Raw genomic sequence first — 20,497 nt, forward strand, 5'->3', positions numbered from 1 at the left:
GGCATCAACATGGCCGAGTACATACCACCATACGACGCACTCAAAACCTTTGAGGGTTTAATCCATCGACAACCCTTATTTATCAATGATCAGTTAGATGTCGATAGTTATCATCTGACGTTTCTTGATAAAAATGGTGAAAAATTAAATGATGACTCTGAGGTACCCGCCTTTCTACAAAAGCTGAATGCGATTTTGCCCGCCATCAGCAATCGTCAAAAAGCATTATTAACGATTCCAGAGTCATGGCGCGCAGCATTATATGAAGTTGATACCGCTGGCCTTAATGTCACGCTTGATATTTACGGTAAGCCCATCACCGAATCTAAAAATCGTCCTTTTGCTTTTGCTGGCCATGCCAATGGAACTGACCAAGATTTCCGAACGTCACTCTTACTTATTGACCTGAATCAATTTGATCCAGCTAGCTTGACTGAGAACTTACCGCATTGGCGTCGTCGACATGATCAGTTATGCGCTACCAATGTGAATGCTTTAGACCAATTTAACTTTTGTCAAAGTCACGCTGTTGATTTATTACAGGGGCATTTTTACACCCTGCCCTCACCAAACGACAGTCATAAAACATCTCCATCAGCACAAACCTTGATGGAGTTATTGGTGAAATTGCAAGACTTGGATGCCGAAGCAGATGAGTTAGCCAAAATCATTAATCAAGATGTGACGCTAAGTTACAAACTACTTCGTTTGATTAACTCGGCATTTTTTGGTTTGCCCAGACAGGTCAACAGTACCCGAGAGGCAATCTTGATGCTCGGCCAAAATAAAATCAAAACATGGGCGAGTTTGCTTTGCTTGTCAGGCATGGAAAATAAACCGAATGAACTTCGTAGTGTTGCGATGATTCGAGCTCGTATGTGTGAGCTACTAGCCAAGTTCTATAAAGGCAATGCAGAACTATTTTTTGCCACCGGTCTATTCTCAACCCTGGATGCTTTACTGGATAAGCCACTGGCTAATCTGTTGGAAAACTTACCACTCACTGATGAACTAAGATACGCATTAGTTGAACATCAAGGCCCAGCAGGACAAGCATTACAGGATGTCTTGCGCTATGAACGTGGTGACTGGCAAGCCATTCATACCTCTCCTCTACCTGCTGAAGTATTGGTTAGAGCTTATCTTGACGCTATCTATTGGGCTAAAGAGTTAAATCTACAGATAACTGACTAATAATGGCTATCAGTTGGCTAGCAGCAAACGATAAGATCAGCTTTCCACCACTAGAGCATGCAACTGAGCATGGCTTATTGGCTGCTGGCGGTGATTTATCCGTAACACGTTTATTAACTGCCTATCGGCTGGGTATCTTTCCTTGGTTTAATCAACAAGATCCTATCCTGTGGTGGAGTCCCGATCCAAGAATGGTTTTGGCACCCAACCAACTAAAAATCAGCAAAAGTCTCAATAAAAAATTACGTCGTGGTGATTTTCAAGTCACCTTTGATACGGCTTTTCACGATGTCATGCTTGCTTGTGCGGCACCACGCTTTAAACAATCAAGCAAAACACATGACACTTGGATTCATGATGAGATGATTTCAGCCTATATCGACTTGCATGAAAAGGGATATGCGCATAGTGTTGAATGCTGGCAGGATGCCAAACTGGTCGGTGGACTTTATGGCGTCGCGATCGGCAAAATGTTTTTTGGTGAATCGATGTTTAGTTTTGTTACGGATAGCTCTAAAGTTGCGCTAGTCGCCTTAGCCCAGCAATTACAACGCTGGCATTTTCCACTTATCGATTGTCAGGTTCATTCTGATCATTTGGCCAGCCTTGGCGCTAAAACATTACCGCGCGCAGATTTTATTCGCTGTATGCAGCCGCTTTGCGATCAAAACGCCGTTGTCGAAAAATGGCAAATTGATAGTGATTTACCGCAACCGATATGAGTCTAGATTTCTATCAAGATCGTTTACACCCCTGCTCTTATTTGGATGACAAACAAGCACGTAACATCTACCCCGATCCATTGCGCGCGATGTCAAATAAACTTTATGGCCAACTTATCCAGCATGGCTTTAGACGTAGTGGTGAGCATGTGTATCGACCTTTTTGCCCTACCTGCTCGGCATGTGTTCCCGTTCGAATAAAAGTTCAAGACTTTCAGCCAAACCGAAGTCAAAAACGCAGCCTCAAACGTAATCAGCATGTCACGATTAACGTGCATCCAGCAGACTTTAATGAGGCGCATTACGAGTTATATTGTCGATACTTACAAAGTCGTCACCCAGGTGGTGGTATGGATCATCCCACCCCACACAGTTATCAACAATTTCTTACAAGTAGTTGGAGTGATACTGGCTTTGTGGAGTTTTTTGATAAAGATCAATTGATTGCCGTCGCAGTCACTGATTTTGTAGATTGCGCAGCCTCCGCGTTTTATACCTTTTTTGAGCCAGAAATGGCTGAGCGCAGTTTGGGTACGTTAGCGGTCTTAAAACAAGTCGAACTAGCCAAAAAGCAAGGTTTACAACACTTGTATCTAGGCTACTGGATAGAAGCCAGCCCAAAAATGAATTACAAAACGCGCTTTGACGCCTTGCAGTATTTCAATGGTGATTGGCACGATTTTGATAAAAAACTTTGAATAATCAGTGTTTTTACGGCAAAATGGATCTTTTGATTTTGGACTGATTAACAGAATTTATGGCAAAAGAAGATCATATTGAATTTGAAGGCACTGTTATTGATACGATGCCTAACACCACTTTCCGCGTAGAACTGGAAAATGGTCACGTCGTAACAGCGCACATTTCAGGAAAAATGCGTAAAAACTACATCCGCATTCTGACTGGCGATAAAGTTACTGTACAGCTGACGCCTTATGATCTGACTAAAGGTCGCATCGTTTACCGCGCTCGCTAAAAAATTCGACGCTGTTTTTTTGCAGCTTTAGCTGCGGCCACCCAAGCCAAAACTATCATCCCCACAAATGCAATAAGTGTCCACGCAGGAATGGTTAAGCCAAGAAACTGCCAAGACACTTCCGCACACTCCCCTGAACCAGTGAAAATCATGCTAAACGCATCGGTCAGCGGGAAATTACCCACGATAAAGTCAAAACCCGGCCCACAGCTGGGTACGGCTTCTGGCGGCAGATTCTGTAGCCAAAGGTGACGTGCTGACAAACCAATCCCCGCAAGTCCCACCAGCGCTATCAAACCACTAAAGATTTTGCTTAATACCGGACCTGGATTGAAGATAAATGCCACTAAAAATATCAGGCCTGCTGCAATAACCGTTATGCGCTGCAAAATGCATAGTGGACAAGGCTCCAACTGCATCACATGTTGCATGTACAAAGCGACACCAAACAACCCAAAACTAAATATAAAACCCAACAAATACAGCTTGCGTGTTGTCGACAAAACGGTTACCTCCGGTTTTCAGATTTGTGCTAAGTTAACTTAAAAACAACGTGCTTTAAAGGACTAATGTCATGAATGAGCCAAAATTTGAAGAAAAACTCATTGCAGCTTATGACCGTATGATGTCACGTGTTCATGAGTTATTAGACTCTGCTGAGTCAAAGGCTATCCCGACACTTCAACAAAGAATTGAAGTTGCCAAGCAACATGCTATTGAGTTGAGAGAAATGACGCATGATGAAGCAGATAAAATTGCTGCCTACGTCGAGCGTGACTTACATGATGCGGCTGATTATTTGGAACGCAGTGGTAAAGAGTTTTCTAGCTGGTTGCAGTTTGATTTACAGCAAGTTGAAAACCGGATGTTTGAGCTATTTGCAACGGTGGCAGACCGTACGCGAATTGAATTGGATAAATTAGCCGCTCAAGCAAAATCAGCTCAGGAATATCATACTGGTGAGATCACGGGAATCGGGACACTGTATTGTGCTTCCTGTGGTGGCCAAATGCAGTTTAAAAAGACTGGCCGTATTCCACCCTGTGGAAAATGCCACCATACCGTCTTTAAACGTCAGCCTCAATCATCCTGATAGCGAGCTACCCATGCGCCCTCTTCCAGCATTATGAGCAATAATGCTGCAATGTCAGCTTGGTTCTTTAGCTGCTGCCAATCATTATCTGTTAACGTCTGATAGGTACATAAAGTAGCCATATCATCAGCATATTGTTTTGATAACTGATGATATTGGCCGGCAATAAAGACATTCACTTCGTCTTGGCCCACATGGTAAGCCAAACGAATAAAGTCACTACGCTCAAGAAAACCACCCTCGGCATACATCGCATCAATTTCTTCAATTGACGTCAGCGGCTCATCTTCCATTTCCAGCCATGGCTCTAACGTAGATTTTGTTTCTGTAACAAGGCGTCCCAGTGCTTTTGCTAACGCATCAGGATGCTGTTCTACTGCCGCCATCAGCATTTTTGCCGCTCTTTGCAGCGCGGCTTCGTTAATCTCGGCTGGTTGATTGGTCGAGGTTAAATCTGCATCACTGTAGAAGATATCAGGCTGCGCTTGCTCGGCAAGGACATCAACAAAACTGTCTAATAACTGACGTTGTGTTGGTGCTCTAAAACCTACTGAAATCGTCATACAGTTGGTTTGAGCAATACCATGATGGGCATATTTTGGTGGCAAATACAGCATATCGCCAGGTGCTAAATCCCAAGATTCTGCAGCATTAAACGTCTTCAAGATCCGCAACTGACAATCATCTAACCATTCGGCTTCTTCAATCGGTGCATCACCAATTTGCCAACGCCGTACACCTTCGGCTTGCAATAAAAACACGTCGTAATTATCGATATGCGCGCCTACTGAGCCACCCGGCACAGCGTAGCTAATCATAATGTCGTCACGTCGCCAGTCTGGGATAAATCGGAATGGCGTGATTAATTCTTTTAATGCCGGCCAGTGTTTATCCATATCCTGAACAAGTAATGTCCAGTCAATTTCAGGCAGTTGACTGAAGTCAGTCTCATCCAAAGGACCCTGTTGTAAGGACCAAGATGCTGGGCCTAACTGCCGAATTAATCTTGACTCGATATCTTCTTCACAAGCGATACCAGCCAATATTTCTGGTGTTAAATCAGTCACTGGTGCATTAAACGCGTTACGGATTAATAACGGTTTTTTTTGCCAATATTGCTCGAGAAATTGCTGCTGACTGAGGCCAGTATTAAAAAATGCCGTCACTATTTCCTAATCTATTTTTTCAACGGTAAATACAACATTATTCAAAGCGGTAATTCGCACTCGGCTACCCGCAGGACAATCTGGTCCTTTTACTTTCCAAGTAGAGTCATCCAGATTGACTTTGCCGACCCCATCAATAATTGGCTGGGCTAAAGTCAGCTCACGGCCAATATAACCCTCACCGCGACGATTTAATAATGGCTCATCAGTTTTGATCGGATGTCGTTGGTAATAGCGGCGCCATGCCACAATACTAATCACTGAAAATACGGCAAATAACAATAATTGCCATTCCCAACCAACAGAGGGCATGAAAAGCAAAATAAAGCCGACCAGTCCCGCAGCAATCGCCAGCCATAAAGCAAAAAAGGAAGGCGCTAAGATCTCAACGATAATGAGCGCGACAGCCAATACCCACCAATGCCAAAAATCGATAAGCGGCATGGTCATTACCCTTTCTTAGTAAAAGCATCTTTAGCCAGTTCAGTAATACCAGCTAACGATCCAATAACATTGCTTGCCTCAAGTGGCATCATAATCACCTTATGATTATCAGCAGACGCCATATCACGCAGTGCTTCTACATATTTCTGTGCGACGAAGTAATTAACAGCTTGAATATCGCCCTTACCAATCGCTTCTGACACCATCATGGTTGCTTTTGCCTCGGCTTCGGCTAAACGCTCCCGAGCTTCCGCATCACGAAACGCAGCTTCTCTACGACCTTCAGCTTCCAATACAGCTGCCTGCTTTTCACCTTCGGCGCGTAAAATTTCAGCTTGGCGGTGACCTTCTGCATCCAAGATATTGGCACGTTTATCACGCTCAGCCTTCATCTGACGGCCCATTGCTTCGACAAGATCCGTAGGCGGCTCAATATCTTTGATTTCGATACGAGTAACTTTAATACCCCAAGGCGTTGTTGCTTCATCAACAACTCTTAATAAACGGGTATTAATTTCATCACGCTTGGACAAGAGTTCATCTAAATCCATCGAGCCCATGACAGTACGAATGTTGGTCATGGTGAGATTCAAAATGGCATTGTCCAAACCACTGACTTCATAAGCGGCTTTGGCGGCATCAATGACTTGGAAAAACACCACACCATCAACACGAATCATCGCATTGTCTTTGGTGATGATTTCTTGTGATGGTACGTCTAAGACTTGTTCCATCATGTTGATTTTGGCACCGATCGTGTCGATGACTGGCACAATTAAATTAAGGCCAGGACGTAATGTACGTGTATAGCGGCCAAAACGTTCTACGGTAAATTCGCGTCCCTGTTGAACAGGTTTTACCCCCATTAAAATAATCACCACCGCCAGTACTGCGATGACAATCACTAAACTTGCAAAACCACCCATGACTTCACTCCTTTGTTCAAATCATTACCGAAACTGATAATAGCAGTATTAACCGTTTTGTCGGATAAATCTTGGACATTTTGTGCTCAGCATTGGACAATAAGGTTAATCAACACAAGGTTAAAACATGATTATTTCCAAACGTTTGAGCATTTTGTTTTTGACTGGTTTGCTGTTTAGCCTACCGGCCCATGCCCAGCAGTGGTACCAAGTTGAACTGGTTGTATTTGAACAACTTAATCCTTCTACAGATGAAGCATGGCCTGCCATGCCACCAAGTTCACCTTCTGTAAGTCCACAAACAAGCAGTAGCAAAGTGCAACCATCTGGAAAACAATTATTGAGTGGTGTGGCTGAGCGTTTACGTAACTCTGCTGGTTATCGCGTGTTAACTCATCAAAGTTGGCAACAAAGCGCCTTGGGTAAACGTGCAAGTGTAGCTGTGACAGTCAGTGGTGAACGCCTGTCAGGAATGATTCGTGTCTTTAAATCTGCTTATCTGCACACAGAGCTGGACTTGTGGTTAATGGATGCCAGCCAAGCGATGGCTAATGATTCATTCCAAGGCCCACGTGCACCTAACCTGAAACAATCTAGACGTATCCGTAGTAAAGAACTCCATTACTTCGACCATCCACGTTTTGGTGCGATTTTACAGTTAACCCCTATTCAAACGCCTGATGCTGTTTTAGCCGCGATGCAGGGTTCTGAAAGTTATGCGTTACCAGATTAATGCTGTGCCATAACGACGGCGGTTATTAATTTCTTCACCTTATCCATGGCCATGGACAACGTCTCTAGAATGGCGTCCATGGTCAACGCTTCATCATTAAGACCGGCAGCTTTGTTGGCAACAACCGCAATCCCGGCATAAGCAACATTAAGTTCTCTGGCAATTGCCGCTTCAGGCATCGCCGTCATTCCCACCATATCAGCACCATCATTTGCCAAACGGCGAATTTCGGCCGCTGTTTCTAATCGGGGACCTTGCGTTACGGCATAAGTACCGCTCGTCACAACTGGCTGACCAATCCGAGATGCAGCATCAATGATTTTTTGTCGTAATAGCCCATCGTAGGGCTCTGTGAAATCAATATGCTTATCAGCACTAAATGTTTCGCTAAACAAGCTGCTGTCCCGGCCCCAAGTGTAATCAATGATTTGATCCGGAATCGCAATGATGCCTGGCAGTAATAACTCATTAATTCCACCCACAGCGGCCACGGCCAAAATTTGCCGAACACCAAGATGGTGTAAAGCCCATAAATTCGCTCGGTAATTAATTAAGTGTGGTGGAATCGTATGGTGTTCGCCATGTCTAGGCAGGAAGACAACTTTCTGCCCATTAAGCTCACCTTTAATAATTGGTGCGGATGGCTCACCAAATGGGGTTTCTAGTTGAATCTGCTCAAGGATCTGTAATCCCGGTAATTGGCTCAGACCACTGCCACCAATAATACCTATCATGATAATTCCTCAGTTAAGGCAAAAATACCCGGTGCATTTCGCCAGTAGCCTTGAACATCCATACCAAAGCCAAACACATAACGATCAGGAACCTGTAAGCCAATATATTCAGGTGGTTGACCAGCTTTATTAGCATGTTGTTTATCAGCCAAGGCCAGACATGCAACTGATATCGCACCTTGTTGCTGACAGTAATCACGAAGTGCGATTAAGGTATGACCTTCATCATAAATATCTTCGATTAACAGCAGGTGCCTATTTGCTATCGCAGTTTGGGGTTGTGCTTGCCAGACCAGTTCACCACCAAACGTTTTATCGCCATAACGCGTCGCATGGATGTAATCAATCTGCAAAGCAAACTCAAGCTTTGGTAATAACTGCCCCATGGTAATAACAGCGCCATTCATCACACATAATAACAATGGATTTTTACCGGCATAATCTTGATTGAGTCTTGCCGCAAGATTATCTAAAACAGCATCAATGTCTGCCAAAGAATACAAACATTCGACCTGCTTGGGCATGGCCTCAGAAATTTTCATCACATGTCCTCTTTTCATTCAGGTCGTATAATAAACAGCTTTACCTTCCCGGGATCAATCATGCATCGTTTCTGGCCGGTATTGCCGATACTGCTGATTTTGCTTTTTGCACTCTGGCAACACCCGGAAAACCACAATGAATCGAACAGTGAAAAAGTACCGGCTCGGATTATTAGTTTAGCGCCGAGCATCACGGAAACTCTTTTTGCGGTCGGCGCTGGTGAGCAGCTCGTTGCCGTCACCAACTTTTGTGTTTATCCAGAAGCCGCCAAATCTCTGCCACGTATTGGTGGGTATATTGATCCGTCTTTGAGCGAAATCGTCGCGCAGAAACCTGACTTGGTGGTAATGCTTGACCGCCAGCAACGATTGAATAAACAACTTTTGCAACTCGGTATCAATACATTACTTGTTGATAGTGCCAGCCTGACAGGCATCATGGATAGCATTTTGACTATTGGAGAGGCTACTGGTCACCAAGTTACAGCGCATCAGTTGCATGATGAACTAAAACAGCAAATCGACGATATCACGAAAAAAGTATCGACTTTGCCCAGCAAAGATACCTTACTTGCCATCGCGCATTACACCAATAGTGAGCAACTTGATATGGTGTACATTGCCGGCCAGCAAGATTTTTATAATGATATTCTGACTCTGGCTGGCGGTAACAATGTCTACCAAGATAGTCGATTAAAAGTCCCTGCAGTATCACAAGAGGGACTACTGCGCATGAACCCTGAAGTTATTATTGATATCTTTCCAGATGCCAGTGCTCACCAAGCCGATCTCAATAATGTTCTGAAGCAATGGCAAGAGTTAGCGCACCTTCGTGCAGTTGAAGCACAACAAATACATTTTATCGAAGCGGATTACGCCACTGTGCCCGGACCGCGTATTGTGCAGTTACTTAAGGATATTGCTGTGCTGATTCACCCAGAAATAAAAACAGAAATATATGCTCATTGAAGTGAAAGACCTGCAGGTCGACGTTGATAATAAAACGCTCATTAGCAACATCCACTTTTCAGTTCGAGCGGGTGAGCATTTGTGTATTACGGGGCCAAATGGTGCGGGTAAAAGCACACTGCTTAGAACACTAAACGGTATGATGCCAGTGAGTAAGGGTGAGATATCGCTTCAACAACAACCACTCAAACACTACTCACAAAAACATATTGCCCAACAGATAAGTTATGTCTCTCAATCAGGTGGGCATGCCCTGCCCTTTATTGTCGACGACTTTTTAAAAATGGCCCGTTATCCACATCAACATTGGCTTGGTAGTTGGCGTGCTGAAGATCAGACTGCTATTGACCGCGCTTTGGATATCACTGAATGCCAAGGCTTTAAATATCGCCAAATGACAACATTAAGTGGTGGTGAATGCCAAAAAGTCATGATTGCCGCAGCTTTAGCACAAGACACCCCCATCATTTTGTTGGACGAGCCAACCAACTCTTTAGATCCACATCATCAGACTGCAGTTCAGTCATTGATAAGAACATTACACGTTGATTACGGCAAAACCATCATTGAAGTAAGCCATGATATTAACCATGCCAGCCAGCATACAGATACGGTTTTGGCGCTTAAAGATGGTCAATTATTATGGACAGGTCCGGCAGAGCAGTTCCTTGATGCCAAGCGCTTACAAGACTTATATCAGCAGGATTTTGTGTTTGTCCCGCATCCCCAAACTGGTCGTAATATTGCCCTGACGGCACAACACTCATGAATTATTTACAGAAAAATCCCAAACAAACATTAGCGGCATTATTGCTAGTCAGCATTGTTGTTTTGTTGGTCAGCCCTTGGTTAGATTTAAGCAGTATTTCATCAACAGAAATCCGCCAGCAGATCCTCTGGGATATTCGTGTGCCACGATTGCTGTTTGCCTTTTTAGCTGGTTGTGGATTGGCACTTTGCGGTTTGGTTTTTCAAGCCATGTTTCACAATCCACTGGCCACCCCATTTACGCTAGGCGTGGCTAGCGGCGCCTCATTAGGCGCAGCATTAAGTGTTTACCTTGGTATCAACTTTTTGATTCTAGGCATTAGTGCACAAACCATCAGTGCGTTTATCGGTGCGATCATCGCAATCAGTCTGGTTTATGGAATTAGTCGCCTTCGCAGCGGCTTTTCAACAGAAACCTTATTGCTTGCAGGTGTTGCCATTAGCTTCTTTTTTTCAAGCCTGATTTTACTGGTTCAATATCTCAGTGATGTTAATGATGCTTTTCAAATCATTCGTTGGCTGATGGGCAGTCTAACCGTGGTTGGCTATGGCGACATTATTCAATTAGCGCCCTTCGTTTTATTAGCTGCCATCGTCATAATTGGTTTTGGTCGTGAGTTAAATTTGTTGATGGCTGGCGATGATATTGCGGTAAGTCGGGGCATTAATGTCACGCGCCTTCGTTATATTTTGTTTGCCATTACGTCATTATGCGTTGCTGCTATTGTCGCACTCTGTGGTCCGATTGGCTTTGTTGGCATGATGGTGCCACACATTTGTCGTTTGCTGATTGGTCAAAATCATCAATGGCTTATCCCCGCCAGCCTGCTTTTTGGCGGCAGCTTTATGATTATTTGTGACACGATTTCTCGCATGATTATTGCCCCGGCTGAATTACCCGTCGGCGTCATTACAACATTACTCGGTGGACCATTTTTCCTGTGGCTACTGATGCGTAGCAAACGTACGCTTTAAGTCTCGCATAAGTATTGTTTGTCAGGCTTTTGACTCTATAATCAGTCAACTTTATTTTGGTAAAAATTTGTTATGACTGACCTTTCCAAGCAACACGTGATGCCAACAGACACAACTAAATCATCACGCCGACAATTGTTAAAAACGGCATTCGGTGTCACCGCAGGCATGTTAGTTGCCCCACAATTGATGGCGGCATTACCGCAAAAACCGGAACGTCATTTAGAGCTATTTAATTTACATACTGGCGAACAACTCAAAACCACTTACTGGGTGGAAGGTCAGTATCAAGCCAAAGAAATAAAGGCTATCAATCACATTTTGCGAGATCACCGCACCAACGAGTTATTTCCAATAGACCGGAAATTAATTGATTTAATGGCGCTATTACTGATGCCATATGGTGATACTCACCCATTAGAAATTATTTCTGGTTATCGCTCAGAATCTACTAACGAAATGCTGCGCAAAACAGGCTCGGGTGGCGTTGCGAAGAAAAGCTACCACACACTTGGTAAAGCGGTTGATATCAAACTAGCTGGCACCAAATTAATCGACTTATATGAAGCAGCTATTGAGCTTAAAGCAGGTGGTGTCGGCTATTACCCAAAAGATGGTTTTGTTCACATCGACACTGGCCCAGTTCGACATTGGCAGGGTTAATCTTCTAATTCCTGGATAATTTGCTGCACGATATCGCGAAATTCCTGCAACTGCTGTTTATGCTCAGAACTAAAATCAGCATGTTGCTGTTCGGACAGTTGATGAAGCGTTGCTAACTTTTTATGAAAGTGTTGCTGTTGATCAATGGGGATATAACTCTCACAAGTTTCAATACAGTTAGGATGCAGCCCACATTCATAACGTCTGATTTGGGCATTGTATTGATTGATTTTAGTAACGTAATGCTGCAAATGCTGCGTTTGCTCTGGTAAGGCATGTTCCAGTTTATGCAGTAAAGCAGATAACCGTTGCGTTTGCTTTGACCAGTTATCAACTTCCTTGAGCCAAAACCCATGGTCATTTCGCCAAGCAAGGTTTTCTTGTTGCCAGCGTTGTTTTTGGTCCATCATCCACCCCAAATACAAGCAAGTCACATACTTATTAATTGATCTATGACAATAGTTTGTCAAGTCATAACCACAGTCTGAGTGAATGTCTGTAAAATAACCCTTTTTATTTTAAGTATTTACCGGTATGTCAGAAATTGTTGTTTGTGCACTCTACAAGTTTGTTTCACTTGATGATTATGAAGCGCTAAAAACCCCATTGTTATCATTAATGCTAGCCGAAAAGGTGCGTGGCACACTGCTTTTAGCAAGTGAAGGCATCAATGGCACCGTGGCAGGTTCTCGTAGTGCTATCGACAAATTACTGGCGCATTTACAAGCTGATCCACGACTTGATCCCATCAGTTATAAAGAGTCATATACCAACACACTGCCGTTTTTACGTAGCCGTGTGAAATTGAAAAAAGAAATTGTCACCATGGGTGTTGAAGGCATCGACCCTCGCCGTTCTGTTGGCACTTATATCAAACCTAAAGACTGGAATCAGTTGATTAGTGATCCTGATGTCTTGTTGATTGATACCCGTAATGATTATGAGTATCAGGTAGGAACCTTTAAAAACGCAGTTAATCCAATGACTGACAGTTTTCGGGAATTTCCGGATTACGTAAAACAACAGCTGGATCCAGAAAAACATAGCAAAGTAGCGATGTTTTGTACCGGCGGTATTCGTTGTGAAAAATCAACGGCTTATTTGAAAGAGCAAGGCTTTAAAGAGGTTTACCATCTTGAAGGTGGTATTTTGAAATACCTTGAGGAAGTCCCAGAACAAGAAACGCTATGGCAAGGTGAGTGCTTTGTATTTGATGAGCGTGTCACCGTAAACCATAAATTGGAAAAAGGTGATTACGATCAGTGCCACGCCTGCCGCATGCCAATTACTGCTGCAGAGAAAGAAAGTGATCAATACCAACAAGGCGTATGCTGCCCACACTGCTACGACAAAACGACTGATGAACAAAAAGCGCGCTTTGCAGAGCGTGAAAAACAAATGCAGTTGGCGCGTGCCCGTGGTGAAGCACATATCGGTGTTGAAACCCAAGAAGTGGCTCAACAACATCGTAAAGAAAAACAACGTCGCCGTGAGCAAGACAGACTGGCTGCCACTCAGAAAAATCGCTAATTTCATGCGTTATTTACGCATTCTGCTACTCAGCTTACCGCTGGTAGCAACTGCAGGTTGTGATAATTCCACCAGCACACATCAAGCTGCAATTGCCAGTGCTCATCCACTGGCAACACAAGCGGGTTTTGAAATTCTCGAACAAGGTGGTAACGCATTTGATGCCGCAGTAGCAGTCAGTGCCGCGCTTGCTGTCGCAGAACCAACCGGTTCAGGATTAGGCGGCGGCGGTTTTTGGTTATTACATGACGCCAAAACGGGCGAAAAAATCATGTTAGATGGTCGTGAAACAGCTCCTAGAAAAGCACATCGTGATATGTATTTAAACGCTGACGGCACTGTAAACCGTGACTTATCTCTCAATGGACCAATGGCAGCCGGAATTCCTGGCACGCCAGCAGGCTTAGTTGTACTGAGTGAAGAATATGGCAAGCTGCCTTTATCCCAATCATTAGCTCCCGCTATTCGCATTGCACGTGAAGGCTTTGAAGTCACACCACGTTATCAGCGGATGATTGGCTTTCGGGGGCAACATTTTAACGATGAAGCCAAAGCCATTTTAATTCCGGATGGAGAAACGCCTGAAGTTGGTACGTTAATACGTCAGACTGACTTAGCGATAACGCTTGAGCGTATTGCGGAGTTTGGTCATGCCGGCTTTTATCAAGGTGATACCGCTGAGAAAATGATCTCAGCTGTTCAGTCCGCTGGCGGTATCTGGGAAGCAGAGGATTTAACTGATTACCATGTAAAAAAACGTCACCCCATAACTGGCGAATTTGCTGGTTACAATGTAACCACGGCAGCCCTCCCCTCAGGTGGCGGCATCCTGCTTATCAATATGCTGAATCAATTGAGTTATCTTGATTATCTCAATGCAGATCCGGCTTTAAGACTTCATTATCTCGCTGAGGTCATGCGCCGTGGCTATCACGAACGCAGTGAGCATCTTGGTGACAGTGACTTTGTGACAATCCCCTCGCATTTAACCGATAAAGCTTTTGCTGAAACTTTAGCCAGCACCATTGATGATAACCAAGCCTCAGTAAGCGAAAATGGCCCTGATGCCTTTCAAGGCAAAGGTCGAGATACCACTCACTTTTCTATTATTGATACTGAAGGAAACAAAGTCGCCGCGACGTTAAGCATTAATTATCCATTTGGCTCAGGCTTTATCGTACCGGGTACCGGGGTGTTGTTAAACGATGAAATGGATGATTTTTCTGCCAAAGCCGGGACACCTAATGCTTATGAATTAGTGAGTGAATCAGCCAATGGCATCGAGCCTGGAAAACGACCACTTTCTAGTATGACGCCAACATTTGTTGAAAATGATAACAATCTTTTGATTGTTGGCACGCCTGGTGGCAGCCGCATCATAACCATGGTGCTGCAAGGTGTTTTACATTTTGTTGATGGTTTAGATGCGTCAGACATTGTTGCACAGCCTCGCCTACATCACCAATATTTACCGGATCAGGTTTCACTGGAAACACCCGGTTTTGATGATGATTTGGTTGAAGCTTTAGCTAATCGGGGTCATGAAATTAATCATCTCAACCGTCAGTTCGGCAATATGCAGCTAATCACTTTAGATAAAACCAATGGCGAGGTAAAAGCTGCTAGTGACCCTCGGGGTGAAGGCCACGCAGAGGTTCGTAGCATTACTAAGCACTAAAGCTTCATATCTTCAGGGCTGATTCCTTTCCTTGCTTGGGCTAAAGCACTGGTTTCAAATGTCAGCAAAACGACCAAAGACAATGACAAAGGTACCAATGCAAACCAGCCAATGACGGCTCGTTGGATAAACTGATCACTGCTACTTGCTGTGTTCATAGTTAAGAGTATGCCAATGAGAAAGATGGTCAATGACACACCATAGGTCATCAACAAATAAATACTGCGGCGCCATGCCAGTTGCCAATGCGCATAAACCAAAGCAGATTTACCGTCAGTTTTCATTGCCTGATTTCTGATACTCAGAAGGATCACAACTGAAGCAAAAAGCGGTATAGTAAATATCAGCCACAGATTTTTTGTGCCGAATAATATCGCCGGGACAAAAAAATGAAATATCGCCAAATTAAACAAAAATCGTTCATGCGGCCGGCTCGCAGCAGCTTGTTCTGTATCGGTCATCACACCCTCCCATTACACGCGCTGTATTTTCTATGTTGCCGTTAATAGACAGCCATTGCCACTTAGATTTCCCTGCATTTGATGATGATCGTGAAACGATCATAGAAAATTGTCTTAATCAGGGAATGACGCATATTGTTATTCCAGCGGTCACCGAGTCACGATGGCAAAGTTTGGTGGAAACTTGCCAGCAATCTTCCATGTTGTTTTATGCATTGGGCTACCATCCCATGTTTATGGATCAACACCCTGAAGATCCGCTCAATAAACTTGAGGCCGCGATTCAGCAATATTCGCCGATTGCGTTAGGTGAAATTGGTCTCGATTTTTTTCTACACGGTCACGACAAAAAAGCACAACTGGCGCTTTTTGAAGGTCAACTTGGTTTAGCCAAGAAATACGATTTACCCATCATTCTACATGTACGAAAAGCCCATGATGATGTTCTGAAGCTGTTGCGTCGTTACCAATTGAAAGGCGGGATTGTGCATGCTTTTAGTGGCAGTCTCCAACAAGCACAGCAATATCAAGAATTAGGTTTTTTGTTGGGTATTGGCGGTGCATTAACCTACCCTCGCGCCCAAAGATTACAAGGTATTTTCAGTCAATTACCACTTGAGCAAATTGTTTTGGAAACTGATGCGCCGGATATGCCACTTTGCGGTCACCAAGGAGAGCGTAATTCTCCTGAATACATTCCGATTGTTGCTGAAACATTAGCCGACATACGTGATGAAAGTCTCCAAGACATTGCGGCACAAAGCACTGCTAACTTGCGAAAACTGCTCAACATCTAATTGAAAAATTCATTTTTTTAAGCATTTAACATTTCATTGTGATTTAGCAATGCTAAAGTTGAACGCATAGGCAAGACTTGTTGTCTTGAGCTATAGCAACGATGCCGACAAAACCATCATCAATTTGAAGTAATCAGGACTATTTATGACGCAGGGCAGCATTGAGCAAATCCTAAATCAACTTAATCAGGTCATTCTCGGCAAAAGTCGTCCCGTTAAATTAGCCCTAAGTTGTTTACTGGCTCGCGGTCATTTGTTGATTGAAGATTTACCCGGCGTTGGCAAAACGACTTTGGCGCATACGTTAGCCACCACCTTAGGATTGAGTTTTCAACGGGTACAATTTACCAGCGATATGTTGCCTGCCGATATTCTGGGTGTCTCAGTCTATGATCGAGATAAACAACAGTTTGTATTTCACCAAGGCCCTATCTTTACTCAACTATTGTTAGCAGATGAGGTAAATCGCGCTTCTCCTCGTACTCAAAGTGCTTTGCTTGAAGCGATGGAAGAACACCAAGTTACGATTGACGGAGAAAGCTATACGCTGTCTTCGCCTTTCTTTGTGATCGCAACGCAAAACCCGACAACACAACTTGGTACTTTTCCACTGCCAGAATCACAACTCGATCGTTTTTTGATGCGTATTGCTATTGGCTACCCAGATCAGATTGCCGAGCGTGCGTTGTTAATGGGGGAAGATCGACGTGAAATGTTGCAAAACCTTAATTCGGTTATTCAACCGGAACAACTGTTAACACTTCAACAAGCCGTGCAGCAGGTTCGCGTTAGTGAAGCATTAGTCGATTACATTCAGGCCTTATTACGTTACACCAGACACTCAGGTCAGTTTCTAACCGGCATCTCACCTCGCGCAGGTTTAGGTTTACTGCATGCAGCACAAGCTTGGGCACTTATTAGTGGTCGTGATTATGTTGAGCCTGAAGATGTTCAAGCGGTATTACCAAGTGTCGTTGGTCACCGCCTACAACCTCTAGGCGATACCTTGCCGACAGACTGGGCAACAAATTTACTTGAGCAAGTCGCGATCCCATAACCATGTTTGCAGCAATTCAGCAGCAATGGCAGCGCTTAAATGCTAAGCGTGGGCGACGTGTTTACATCATTCCAAGTCGGGCGGGTTATGGTTTTGCCCTGCTGATCTTAATCATGCTGCTGGGTGCGATTAACTACAACAACAGTCTCGCCTATTTACTTAGCTTTTTATTAGCGAGTATTGGCCACGTTGTGATGCATCATAGTTATCGCAATGCACGATATATTCAGTGTTTACCAGCTCAACCACAGAGCATATTTGCAGGTCAGAATTTATCACTCGCACTCACTATCGAAAACCCAAGAAATCACGCGCTATCTGCCATCGAAGTCAGTTATTTTGCAGGCAAAGATCATCATCGCTGGAATCCCCTATCTCAGTTCAAGAAATATCAGCCAGTCGGCTTTGTAGAGCATATCGATGGTCAGCAGCAACAGTTACTCACTATTCAATTGCCAACTGAAAAACGCGGTTGGTTAGATCTCGGTAGGCTCCGTTTCTCCAGCGTCTTCCCATTAGGTTTATTTTACTGTTGGTTTTATAACGATTTACATCGACGGGTTTTGCTATACCCAGCCCCGTCCGGTGATATGCCATTACCTGAAAGTGGCAGCCCTAAAGGTGCCAAACAATCCTCAGCCCACCCAACAGGTCGGGATGATTTCTCGGGATTCCAACGCTATCGTGATGGTGATACAAGGCATCAAATCGCATGGAAAGCGCTAGCACGTGATGATGTCATGCGTACCAAACAGTTCAGCTATCCAAAAGGGAATGAGCTATTTTTAGATTGGCAATTACTTGGCAATATTCAAGGCGTTGAAGCCAAGTTATCTCAACTCTGTCAGTGGGTGCTTCAGGCTGATGCAACAGGTCGCCATTACAGCTTACGGTTACCCAACCAGCTCATTGTTAGCGGCCAGGGTAACCAACATCGACATCAATGCTTAACGGCTCTAGCGCTGTATGAACAACAATAATCCACCTAATAATGTGCTAATTGTGTGGCTGATTATTGCGTTGGCTATCGGCGCTATTCCACACCTGGTTTACCAACCTCTGTGGGTAACAGGTTTATTTGTGTTAATGATGGGCTGGCGACTTATGCATCACTGGCGGCAGTGGCCATTACCCGCAGATAAACCTGTTTTAAAATGGCTACATAGTCTTGGGGCAGTGTTTACCATTGTCTTGCTGGTTGCCGACTATGGCATGACCATTGGTCGAGATGCCGGTGTCGCATTATTGACCATTATGCTCGCGTTTAAAGTTGTCGAAATTAATAACCGACGTGACTTTTATCTCGCTTGTTTCCTAGGTTACTTTTTTGTCACCACCAACTTCTTCTATACCCAAAACATGTTGATTTTGCTGTTGATGGTATTGGTGGTTGTCCTGCTAACTGCCTCTCTTATCCACATTAATAGTCCAACACTCCCCCACAAAACAAGACTCAAACTCGCAGGTAGTATCTTGCTGCAAGCCCTGCCAGTGATGGTTGTTTTGTTTATTCTGTTTCCACGTATTCCTGGGCCAATATGGGGGTTACCTGAAGACGCAAACGCAGGCAGCGAGCAATTGCCTGATGGCATGACACTGGGTGATAGCAGTATTAACAGAGGCCGTGGTTCAACTGGCATGTCAGATGAGCTGTTAATGGGCCGCATCAGTGATGTGATTCAATCTGACGCTATCGCTTTTCGTGTTGAGTTTGAAAATGATGAATATCCTCCGAATAACGAACGTTATTGGCGAGGCCCTGTTTTGTGGACGACGGATGGCAGCAGTTGGCAGCCTTTATCTCAATATCGTATTGATAGAAGTTCGGCCAATATTGCTGTTGCCGGACAAGCTTATCAATACACCATGACGCTCGAGGCTCATAATCGAAATTGGTTATTTGCCCTTGATATGCCGGTCAGTCAGCAATCTGATATGCGAACCAAACTGTCTGCTGATGGGCTATTAACCAGCGAAAATAAATTACGTAGCCGCAGTCAAATCACTATGACATCACATACTGCGTATCGCTTTAATGCTGAAGAAGAGCCATTATTGGATGCCGCATTACAACTTCCTAAAAACCAACACCCCCGCACCAAGCAATTGGCAAATGAACTTCGTGATGCCAGTGCTGACGATGCTGATTATGTGCAAAGCGTTTTAAGCTATTTTCGCGAACAGCCTTTTTACTACACATTACAACCGCCGCTATTATCAGGTGATGTTGTTGACCAGTTTTTATTTGAGTCACGCGAAGGTTTTTGCGAACATTATGCAGCCAGCTTTACTGTGCTAATGCGGGCTGCAGGCATACCAGCGAGAATCGTAACCGGCTATCAAGGTGGTGAAATCAATCCCGTTGATAATGTCATGGTGATTCGCCAACGCGAAGCCCACGCATGGTCTGAAGTATGGCTGCCAGAGCAAGGCTGGCTCAGGGTCGATCCCACTGCTGCCGTATCCCCAAATCGAGTAGAAATGGGTATTGCAGATCTCTTACCTTCATCACGAAATGCACCCGCGATTCTCGGTGGCAATACCAGCCTTTTAGACCTGTGGCGAGATGTGAAAAATAACTGGGAGGCACTCAATAATGCTTGGGATATGTGGGTAGTTGGCTATGGGCCCGCACTACAAAAAGCGGTATTAAGTTTATTTGGTATGCAGCAACCCAATTGGCAAAAAATGGCGCTGTGGTTAGCGATTGCTATCGCCATTTTATTTAGCTTAATTGCGCTATTGATGCTCTGGCAAAAACCCATCGCCGATCCCGTCCAACGCTCTTATCAACAGTTTTGCCGTAAACTTGCCAAACAAGGTGTAGTGCGAGAACGCCATGAAGGGCCGAGTGATTTTGCGCAGCGTGCAGTGAAACAACTCCCCACTCAGGAACATGAAATTCTAAAAATTAGCGAATACTACCGGCGACTTCGTTATGCCGATGACACTGCATTAAAAACAACGTTTGTCGATGCCGTAAAACATTTTTCAGCAAAACGTTAATACCGATCTTTGCCAAGCAAGCGGCCAATAGCGGAAAATAATGCCAAATTGTTAGAGGTTAGT

General features: G+C 44.2%; 24 protein-coding genes. 16 read left to right on the plus strand and 8 right to left on the minus strand.

Annotated elements, in window-relative coordinates:
* Nucleotides 1–9 precede the first annotated feature (9 nt).
* Genes OMP94_RS07585 through infA form a run of 4 tightly spaced genes read left to right on the plus strand, consistent with a single transcriptional unit; the run spans nt 10 to nt 2,892 of the window.
* Complete coding sequence (locus OMP94_RS07585) at nt 10–1,194, plus strand: EAL and HDOD domain-containing protein (RefSeq protein ID WP_266277679.1); 1,185 nt, start codon at nt 10–12, stop codon at nt 1,192–1,194.
* Nucleotides 1,195–1,196: 2 nt separating this feature from the next.
* On the plus strand, nt 1,197–1,916 hold the full coding sequence (gene aat, locus OMP94_RS07590) for a leucyl/phenylalanyl-tRNA--protein transferase (protein ID WP_266277680.1): 720 nt from the start codon (nt 1,197–1,199) through the stop codon (nt 1,914–1,916).
* Nucleotides 1,913–2,614 (plus strand): arginyltransferase, encoded by a 702-nt coding sequence (locus tag OMP94_RS07595; RefSeq protein ID WP_266277681.1) that lies wholly within the window; start codon nt 1,913–1,915, stop codon nt 2,612–2,614. The genes aat and OMP94_RS07595 overlap by 4 nt, the downstream gene beginning before the upstream one ends.
* A 59-nt stretch (nt 2,615–2,673) precedes the next feature.
* Nucleotides 2,674–2,892, plus strand: coding sequence for a translation initiation factor IF-1 (gene infA, locus OMP94_RS07600; RefSeq protein WP_266277682.1), 219 nt, complete (start codon nt 2,674–2,676; stop codon nt 2,890–2,892).
* Here the strand turns inward: infA and OMP94_RS07605 are convergent.
* Nucleotides 2,889–3,395, minus strand: coding sequence for a disulfide bond formation protein B (locus tag OMP94_RS07605; RefSeq protein WP_266277684.1), 507 nt, complete (start codon nt 3,393–3,395; stop codon nt 2,889–2,891). The genes infA and OMP94_RS07605 overlap by 4 nt on opposite strands.
* A 71-nt stretch (nt 3,396–3,466) precedes the next feature.
* Between OMP94_RS07605 and OMP94_RS07610 the strand changes: the two genes are divergently transcribed.
* A complete protein-coding gene (locus tag OMP94_RS07610) occupies nt 3,467–3,985 on the plus strand; it encodes a zinc ribbon-containing protein (protein WP_266277686.1) in 519 nt (172 codons plus the stop codon).
* Here the strand turns inward: OMP94_RS07610 and OMP94_RS07615 are convergent.
* Genes OMP94_RS07615 through OMP94_RS07625 form a run of 3 tightly spaced genes read right to left on the minus strand, consistent with a single transcriptional unit; the run spans nt 3,973 to nt 6,521 of the window.
* The gene (locus tag OMP94_RS07615) at nt 3,973–5,151 is read right to left on the minus strand and encodes a JmjC domain-containing protein (RefSeq protein WP_266277687.1); all 1,179 of its coding nucleotides are present in this window, start codon (nt 5,149–5,151) and stop codon (nt 3,973–3,975) included. The two genes, OMP94_RS07610 and OMP94_RS07615, sit on opposite strands and share 13 nt — an antisense overlap.
* A gap of 6 nt (nt 5,152–5,157) precedes the next feature.
* Nucleotides 5,158–5,601: an NfeD family protein gene (locus OMP94_RS07620; protein WP_266277688.1), complete on the minus strand. Its 444-nt coding sequence runs from the start codon at nt 5,599–5,601 to the stop codon at nt 5,158–5,160.
* Nucleotides 5,601–6,521: an SPFH domain-containing protein gene (locus OMP94_RS07625; RefSeq protein ID WP_266277689.1), complete on the minus strand. Its 921-nt coding sequence runs from the start codon at nt 6,519–6,521 to the stop codon at nt 5,601–5,603. Before OMP94_RS07625 ends, OMP94_RS07620 begins: the two co-directional genes overlap by 1 nt.
* A 127-nt stretch (nt 6,522–6,648) precedes the next feature.
* Here OMP94_RS07625 and OMP94_RS07630 point away from each other — a divergent pair, with 127 nt between their 5' ends.
* Nucleotides 6,649–7,254: a CsiV family protein gene (locus tag OMP94_RS07630; RefSeq protein ID WP_266277690.1), complete on the plus strand. Its 606-nt coding sequence runs from the start codon at nt 6,649–6,651 to the stop codon at nt 7,252–7,254.
* On the opposite strand, the gene OMP94_RS07635 is transcribed toward OMP94_RS07630, so the two are convergent.
* On the minus strand, nt 7,251–7,988 hold the full coding sequence (locus tag OMP94_RS07635; protein ID WP_266277691.1) for an S-methyl-5'-thioinosine phosphorylase: 738 nt from the start codon (nt 7,986–7,988) through the stop codon (nt 7,251–7,253). The genes OMP94_RS07630 and OMP94_RS07635 overlap by 4 nt on opposite strands.
* Nucleotides 7,985–8,530: a hypoxanthine-guanine phosphoribosyltransferase gene (locus OMP94_RS07640; protein WP_266277692.1), complete on the minus strand. Its 546-nt coding sequence runs from the start codon at nt 8,528–8,530 to the stop codon at nt 7,985–7,987. The genes OMP94_RS07635 and OMP94_RS07640 overlap by 4 nt, the downstream gene beginning before the upstream one ends.
* Before the next feature lie 60 nt (nt 8,531–8,590).
* On the opposite strand from OMP94_RS07640, the gene OMP94_RS07645 reads away from it, so the two are divergent.
* From OMP94_RS07645 to OMP94_RS07660, 4 genes are all read left to right on the plus strand, one after another.
* Nucleotides 8,591–9,499, plus strand: a complete 909-nt coding sequence (locus OMP94_RS07645; protein ID WP_266277693.1) for an ABC transporter substrate-binding protein — start codon at nt 8,591–8,593, stop codon at nt 9,497–9,499.
* The gene (locus OMP94_RS07650; protein WP_266277694.1) at nt 9,489–10,268 is read left to right on the plus strand and encodes an ABC transporter ATP-binding protein; all 780 of its coding nucleotides are present in this window, start codon (nt 9,489–9,491) and stop codon (nt 10,266–10,268) included. The genes OMP94_RS07645 and OMP94_RS07650 overlap by 11 nt, the downstream gene beginning before the upstream one ends.
* Complete coding sequence (locus OMP94_RS07655; protein WP_266277695.1) at nt 10,265–11,242, plus strand: FecCD family ABC transporter permease; 978 nt, start codon at nt 10,265–10,267, stop codon at nt 11,240–11,242. Before OMP94_RS07650 ends, OMP94_RS07655 begins: the two co-directional genes overlap by 4 nt.
* Before the next feature lie 99 nt (nt 11,243–11,341).
* Nucleotides 11,342–11,905 (plus strand): DUF882 domain-containing protein, encoded by a 564-nt coding sequence (locus OMP94_RS07660; protein ID WP_266277696.1) that lies wholly within the window; start codon nt 11,342–11,344, stop codon nt 11,903–11,905.
* Here OMP94_RS07660 and OMP94_RS07665 read toward each other — a convergent pair.
* Nucleotides 11,902–12,315, minus strand: a complete 414-nt coding sequence (locus OMP94_RS07665) for a hypothetical protein (protein WP_266277697.1) — start codon at nt 12,313–12,315, stop codon at nt 11,902–11,904. The genes OMP94_RS07660 and OMP94_RS07665 overlap by 4 nt on opposite strands.
* 124 nt (nt 12,316–12,439) lie before the next feature.
* Here OMP94_RS07665 and OMP94_RS07670 point away from each other — a divergent pair, with 124 nt between their 5' ends.
* Entirely contained in the window at nt 12,440–13,435 is a 996-nt protein-coding gene (locus OMP94_RS07670; protein WP_266277698.1) for a rhodanese-related sulfurtransferase, read from the plus strand.
* A complete protein-coding gene (gene ggt / locus OMP94_RS07675) occupies nt 13,395–15,113 on the plus strand; it encodes a gamma-glutamyltransferase (protein ID WP_323135069.1) in 1,719 nt (572 codons plus the stop codon). The genes OMP94_RS07670 and ggt overlap by 41 nt, the downstream gene beginning before the upstream one ends.
* On the opposite strand, the gene OMP94_RS07680 is transcribed toward ggt, so the two are convergent.
* Nucleotides 15,110–15,397 (minus strand): hypothetical protein, encoded by a 288-nt coding sequence (locus OMP94_RS07680; protein ID WP_266277699.1) that lies wholly within the window; start codon nt 15,395–15,397, stop codon nt 15,110–15,112. The genes ggt and OMP94_RS07680 overlap by 4 nt on opposite strands.
* Before the next feature lie 209 nt (nt 15,398–15,606).
* On the opposite strand from OMP94_RS07680, the gene OMP94_RS07685 reads away from it, so the two are divergent.
* The 4 genes from OMP94_RS07685 (at nt 15,607) to OMP94_RS07700 (ending at nt 20,434) form a co-directional block, all read left to right on the plus strand.
* Complete coding sequence (locus tag OMP94_RS07685; RefSeq protein WP_266277700.1) at nt 15,607–16,371, plus strand: TatD family hydrolase; 765 nt, start codon at nt 15,607–15,609, stop codon at nt 16,369–16,371.
* A 145-nt stretch (nt 16,372–16,516) separates the two neighbouring features.
* Nucleotides 16,517–17,428, plus strand: a complete 912-nt coding sequence (locus OMP94_RS07690) for an AAA family ATPase (protein ID WP_266277701.1) — start codon at nt 16,517–16,519, stop codon at nt 17,426–17,428.
* Nucleotides 17,429–17,430: 2 nt separating this feature from the next.
* Nucleotides 17,431–18,408: a DUF58 domain-containing protein gene (locus OMP94_RS07695; RefSeq protein ID WP_266277702.1), complete on the plus strand. Its 978-nt coding sequence runs from the start codon at nt 17,431–17,433 to the stop codon at nt 18,406–18,408.
* Nucleotides 18,395–20,434 carry a transglutaminase TgpA family protein gene (locus OMP94_RS07700; RefSeq protein WP_266277703.1) on the plus strand — a complete coding sequence of 680 codons (2,040 nt, stop codon included), beginning with the start codon at nt 18,395–18,397 and terminating at the stop codon, nt 20,432–20,434. Before OMP94_RS07695 ends, OMP94_RS07700 begins: the two co-directional genes overlap by 14 nt.
* The last annotated feature ends 63 nt before the right edge of the window (nt 20,435–20,497 follow it).

The organism is Methylophaga sp. OBS3 (genome assembly GCF_026319325.1).
GTDB lineage: Bacteria > Pseudomonadota > Gammaproteobacteria > Nitrosococcales > Methylophagaceae > Methylophaga.

Excerpts from the sequence above, each read along its gene's own strand:
- OMP94_RS07585 (WP_266277679.1), top strand. The coding sequence starts at position 10 with ATGGCCGAGTACATACCACCATACGACGCACTCAAAACCTTTGAGGGT.
- aat (WP_266277680.1), top strand. The coding sequence starts at position 1,197 with ATGGCTATCAGTTGGCTAGCAGCAAACGATAAGATCAGCTTTCCACCA.
- OMP94_RS07595 (WP_266277681.1), top strand. The coding sequence starts at position 1,913 with ATGAGTCTAGATTTCTATCAAGATCGTTTACACCCCTGCTCTTATTTG.
- infA (WP_266277682.1), top strand. The coding sequence starts at position 2,674 with ATGGCAAAAGAAGATCATATTGAATTTGAAGGCACTGTTATTGATACG.
- OMP94_RS07610 (WP_266277686.1), top strand. The coding sequence starts at position 3,467 with ATGAATGAGCCAAAATTTGAAGAAAAACTCATTGCAGCTTATGACCGT.
- OMP94_RS07620 (WP_266277688.1), bottom strand. The coding sequence starts at position 5,601 with ATGACCATGCCGCTTATCGATTTTTGGCATTGGTGGGTATTGGCTGTC.
- OMP94_RS07625 (WP_266277689.1), bottom strand. The coding sequence starts at position 6,521 with ATGGGTGGTTTTGCAAGTTTAGTGATTGTCATCGCAGTACTGGCGGTG.
- OMP94_RS07630 (WP_266277690.1), top strand. The coding sequence starts at position 6,649 with ATGATTATTTCCAAACGTTTGAGCATTTTGTTTTTGACTGGTTTGCTG.
- OMP94_RS07635 (WP_266277691.1), bottom strand. The coding sequence starts at position 7,988 with ATGATAGGTATTATTGGTGGCAGTGGTCTGAGCCAATTACCGGGATTA.
- OMP94_RS07640 (WP_266277692.1), bottom strand. The coding sequence starts at position 8,530 with ATGAAAATTTCTGAGGCCATGCCCAAGCAGGTCGAATGTTTGTATTCT.
- OMP94_RS07645 (WP_266277693.1), top strand. The coding sequence starts at position 8,591 with ATGCATCGTTTCTGGCCGGTATTGCCGATACTGCTGATTTTGCTTTTT.
- OMP94_RS07650 (WP_266277694.1), top strand. The coding sequence starts at position 9,489 with ATGCTCATTGAAGTGAAAGACCTGCAGGTCGACGTTGATAATAAAACG.
- OMP94_RS07655 (WP_266277695.1), top strand. The coding sequence starts at position 10,265 with ATGAATTATTTACAGAAAAATCCCAAACAAACATTAGCGGCATTATTG.
- OMP94_RS07660 (WP_266277696.1), top strand. The coding sequence starts at position 11,342 with ATGCCAACAGACACAACTAAATCATCACGCCGACAATTGTTAAAAACG.
- OMP94_RS07665 (WP_266277697.1), bottom strand. The coding sequence starts at position 12,315 with ATGATGGACCAAAAACAACGCTGGCAACAAGAAAACCTTGCTTGGCGA.
- OMP94_RS07670 (WP_266277698.1), top strand. The coding sequence starts at position 12,440 with ATGTCAGAAATTGTTGTTTGTGCACTCTACAAGTTTGTTTCACTTGAT.
- OMP94_RS07680 (WP_266277699.1), bottom strand. The coding sequence starts at position 15,397 with ATGAAAACTGACGGTAAATCTGCTTTGGTTTATGCGCATTGGCAACTG.
- OMP94_RS07685 (WP_266277700.1), top strand. The coding sequence starts at position 15,607 with ATGTTGCCGTTAATAGACAGCCATTGCCACTTAGATTTCCCTGCATTT.
- OMP94_RS07690 (WP_266277701.1), top strand. The coding sequence starts at position 16,517 with ATGACGCAGGGCAGCATTGAGCAAATCCTAAATCAACTTAATCAGGTC.
- OMP94_RS07695 (WP_266277702.1), top strand. The coding sequence starts at position 17,431 with ATGTTTGCAGCAATTCAGCAGCAATGGCAGCGCTTAAATGCTAAGCGT.
- OMP94_RS07700 (WP_266277703.1), top strand. The coding sequence starts at position 18,395 with ATGAACAACAATAATCCACCTAATAATGTGCTAATTGTGTGGCTGATT.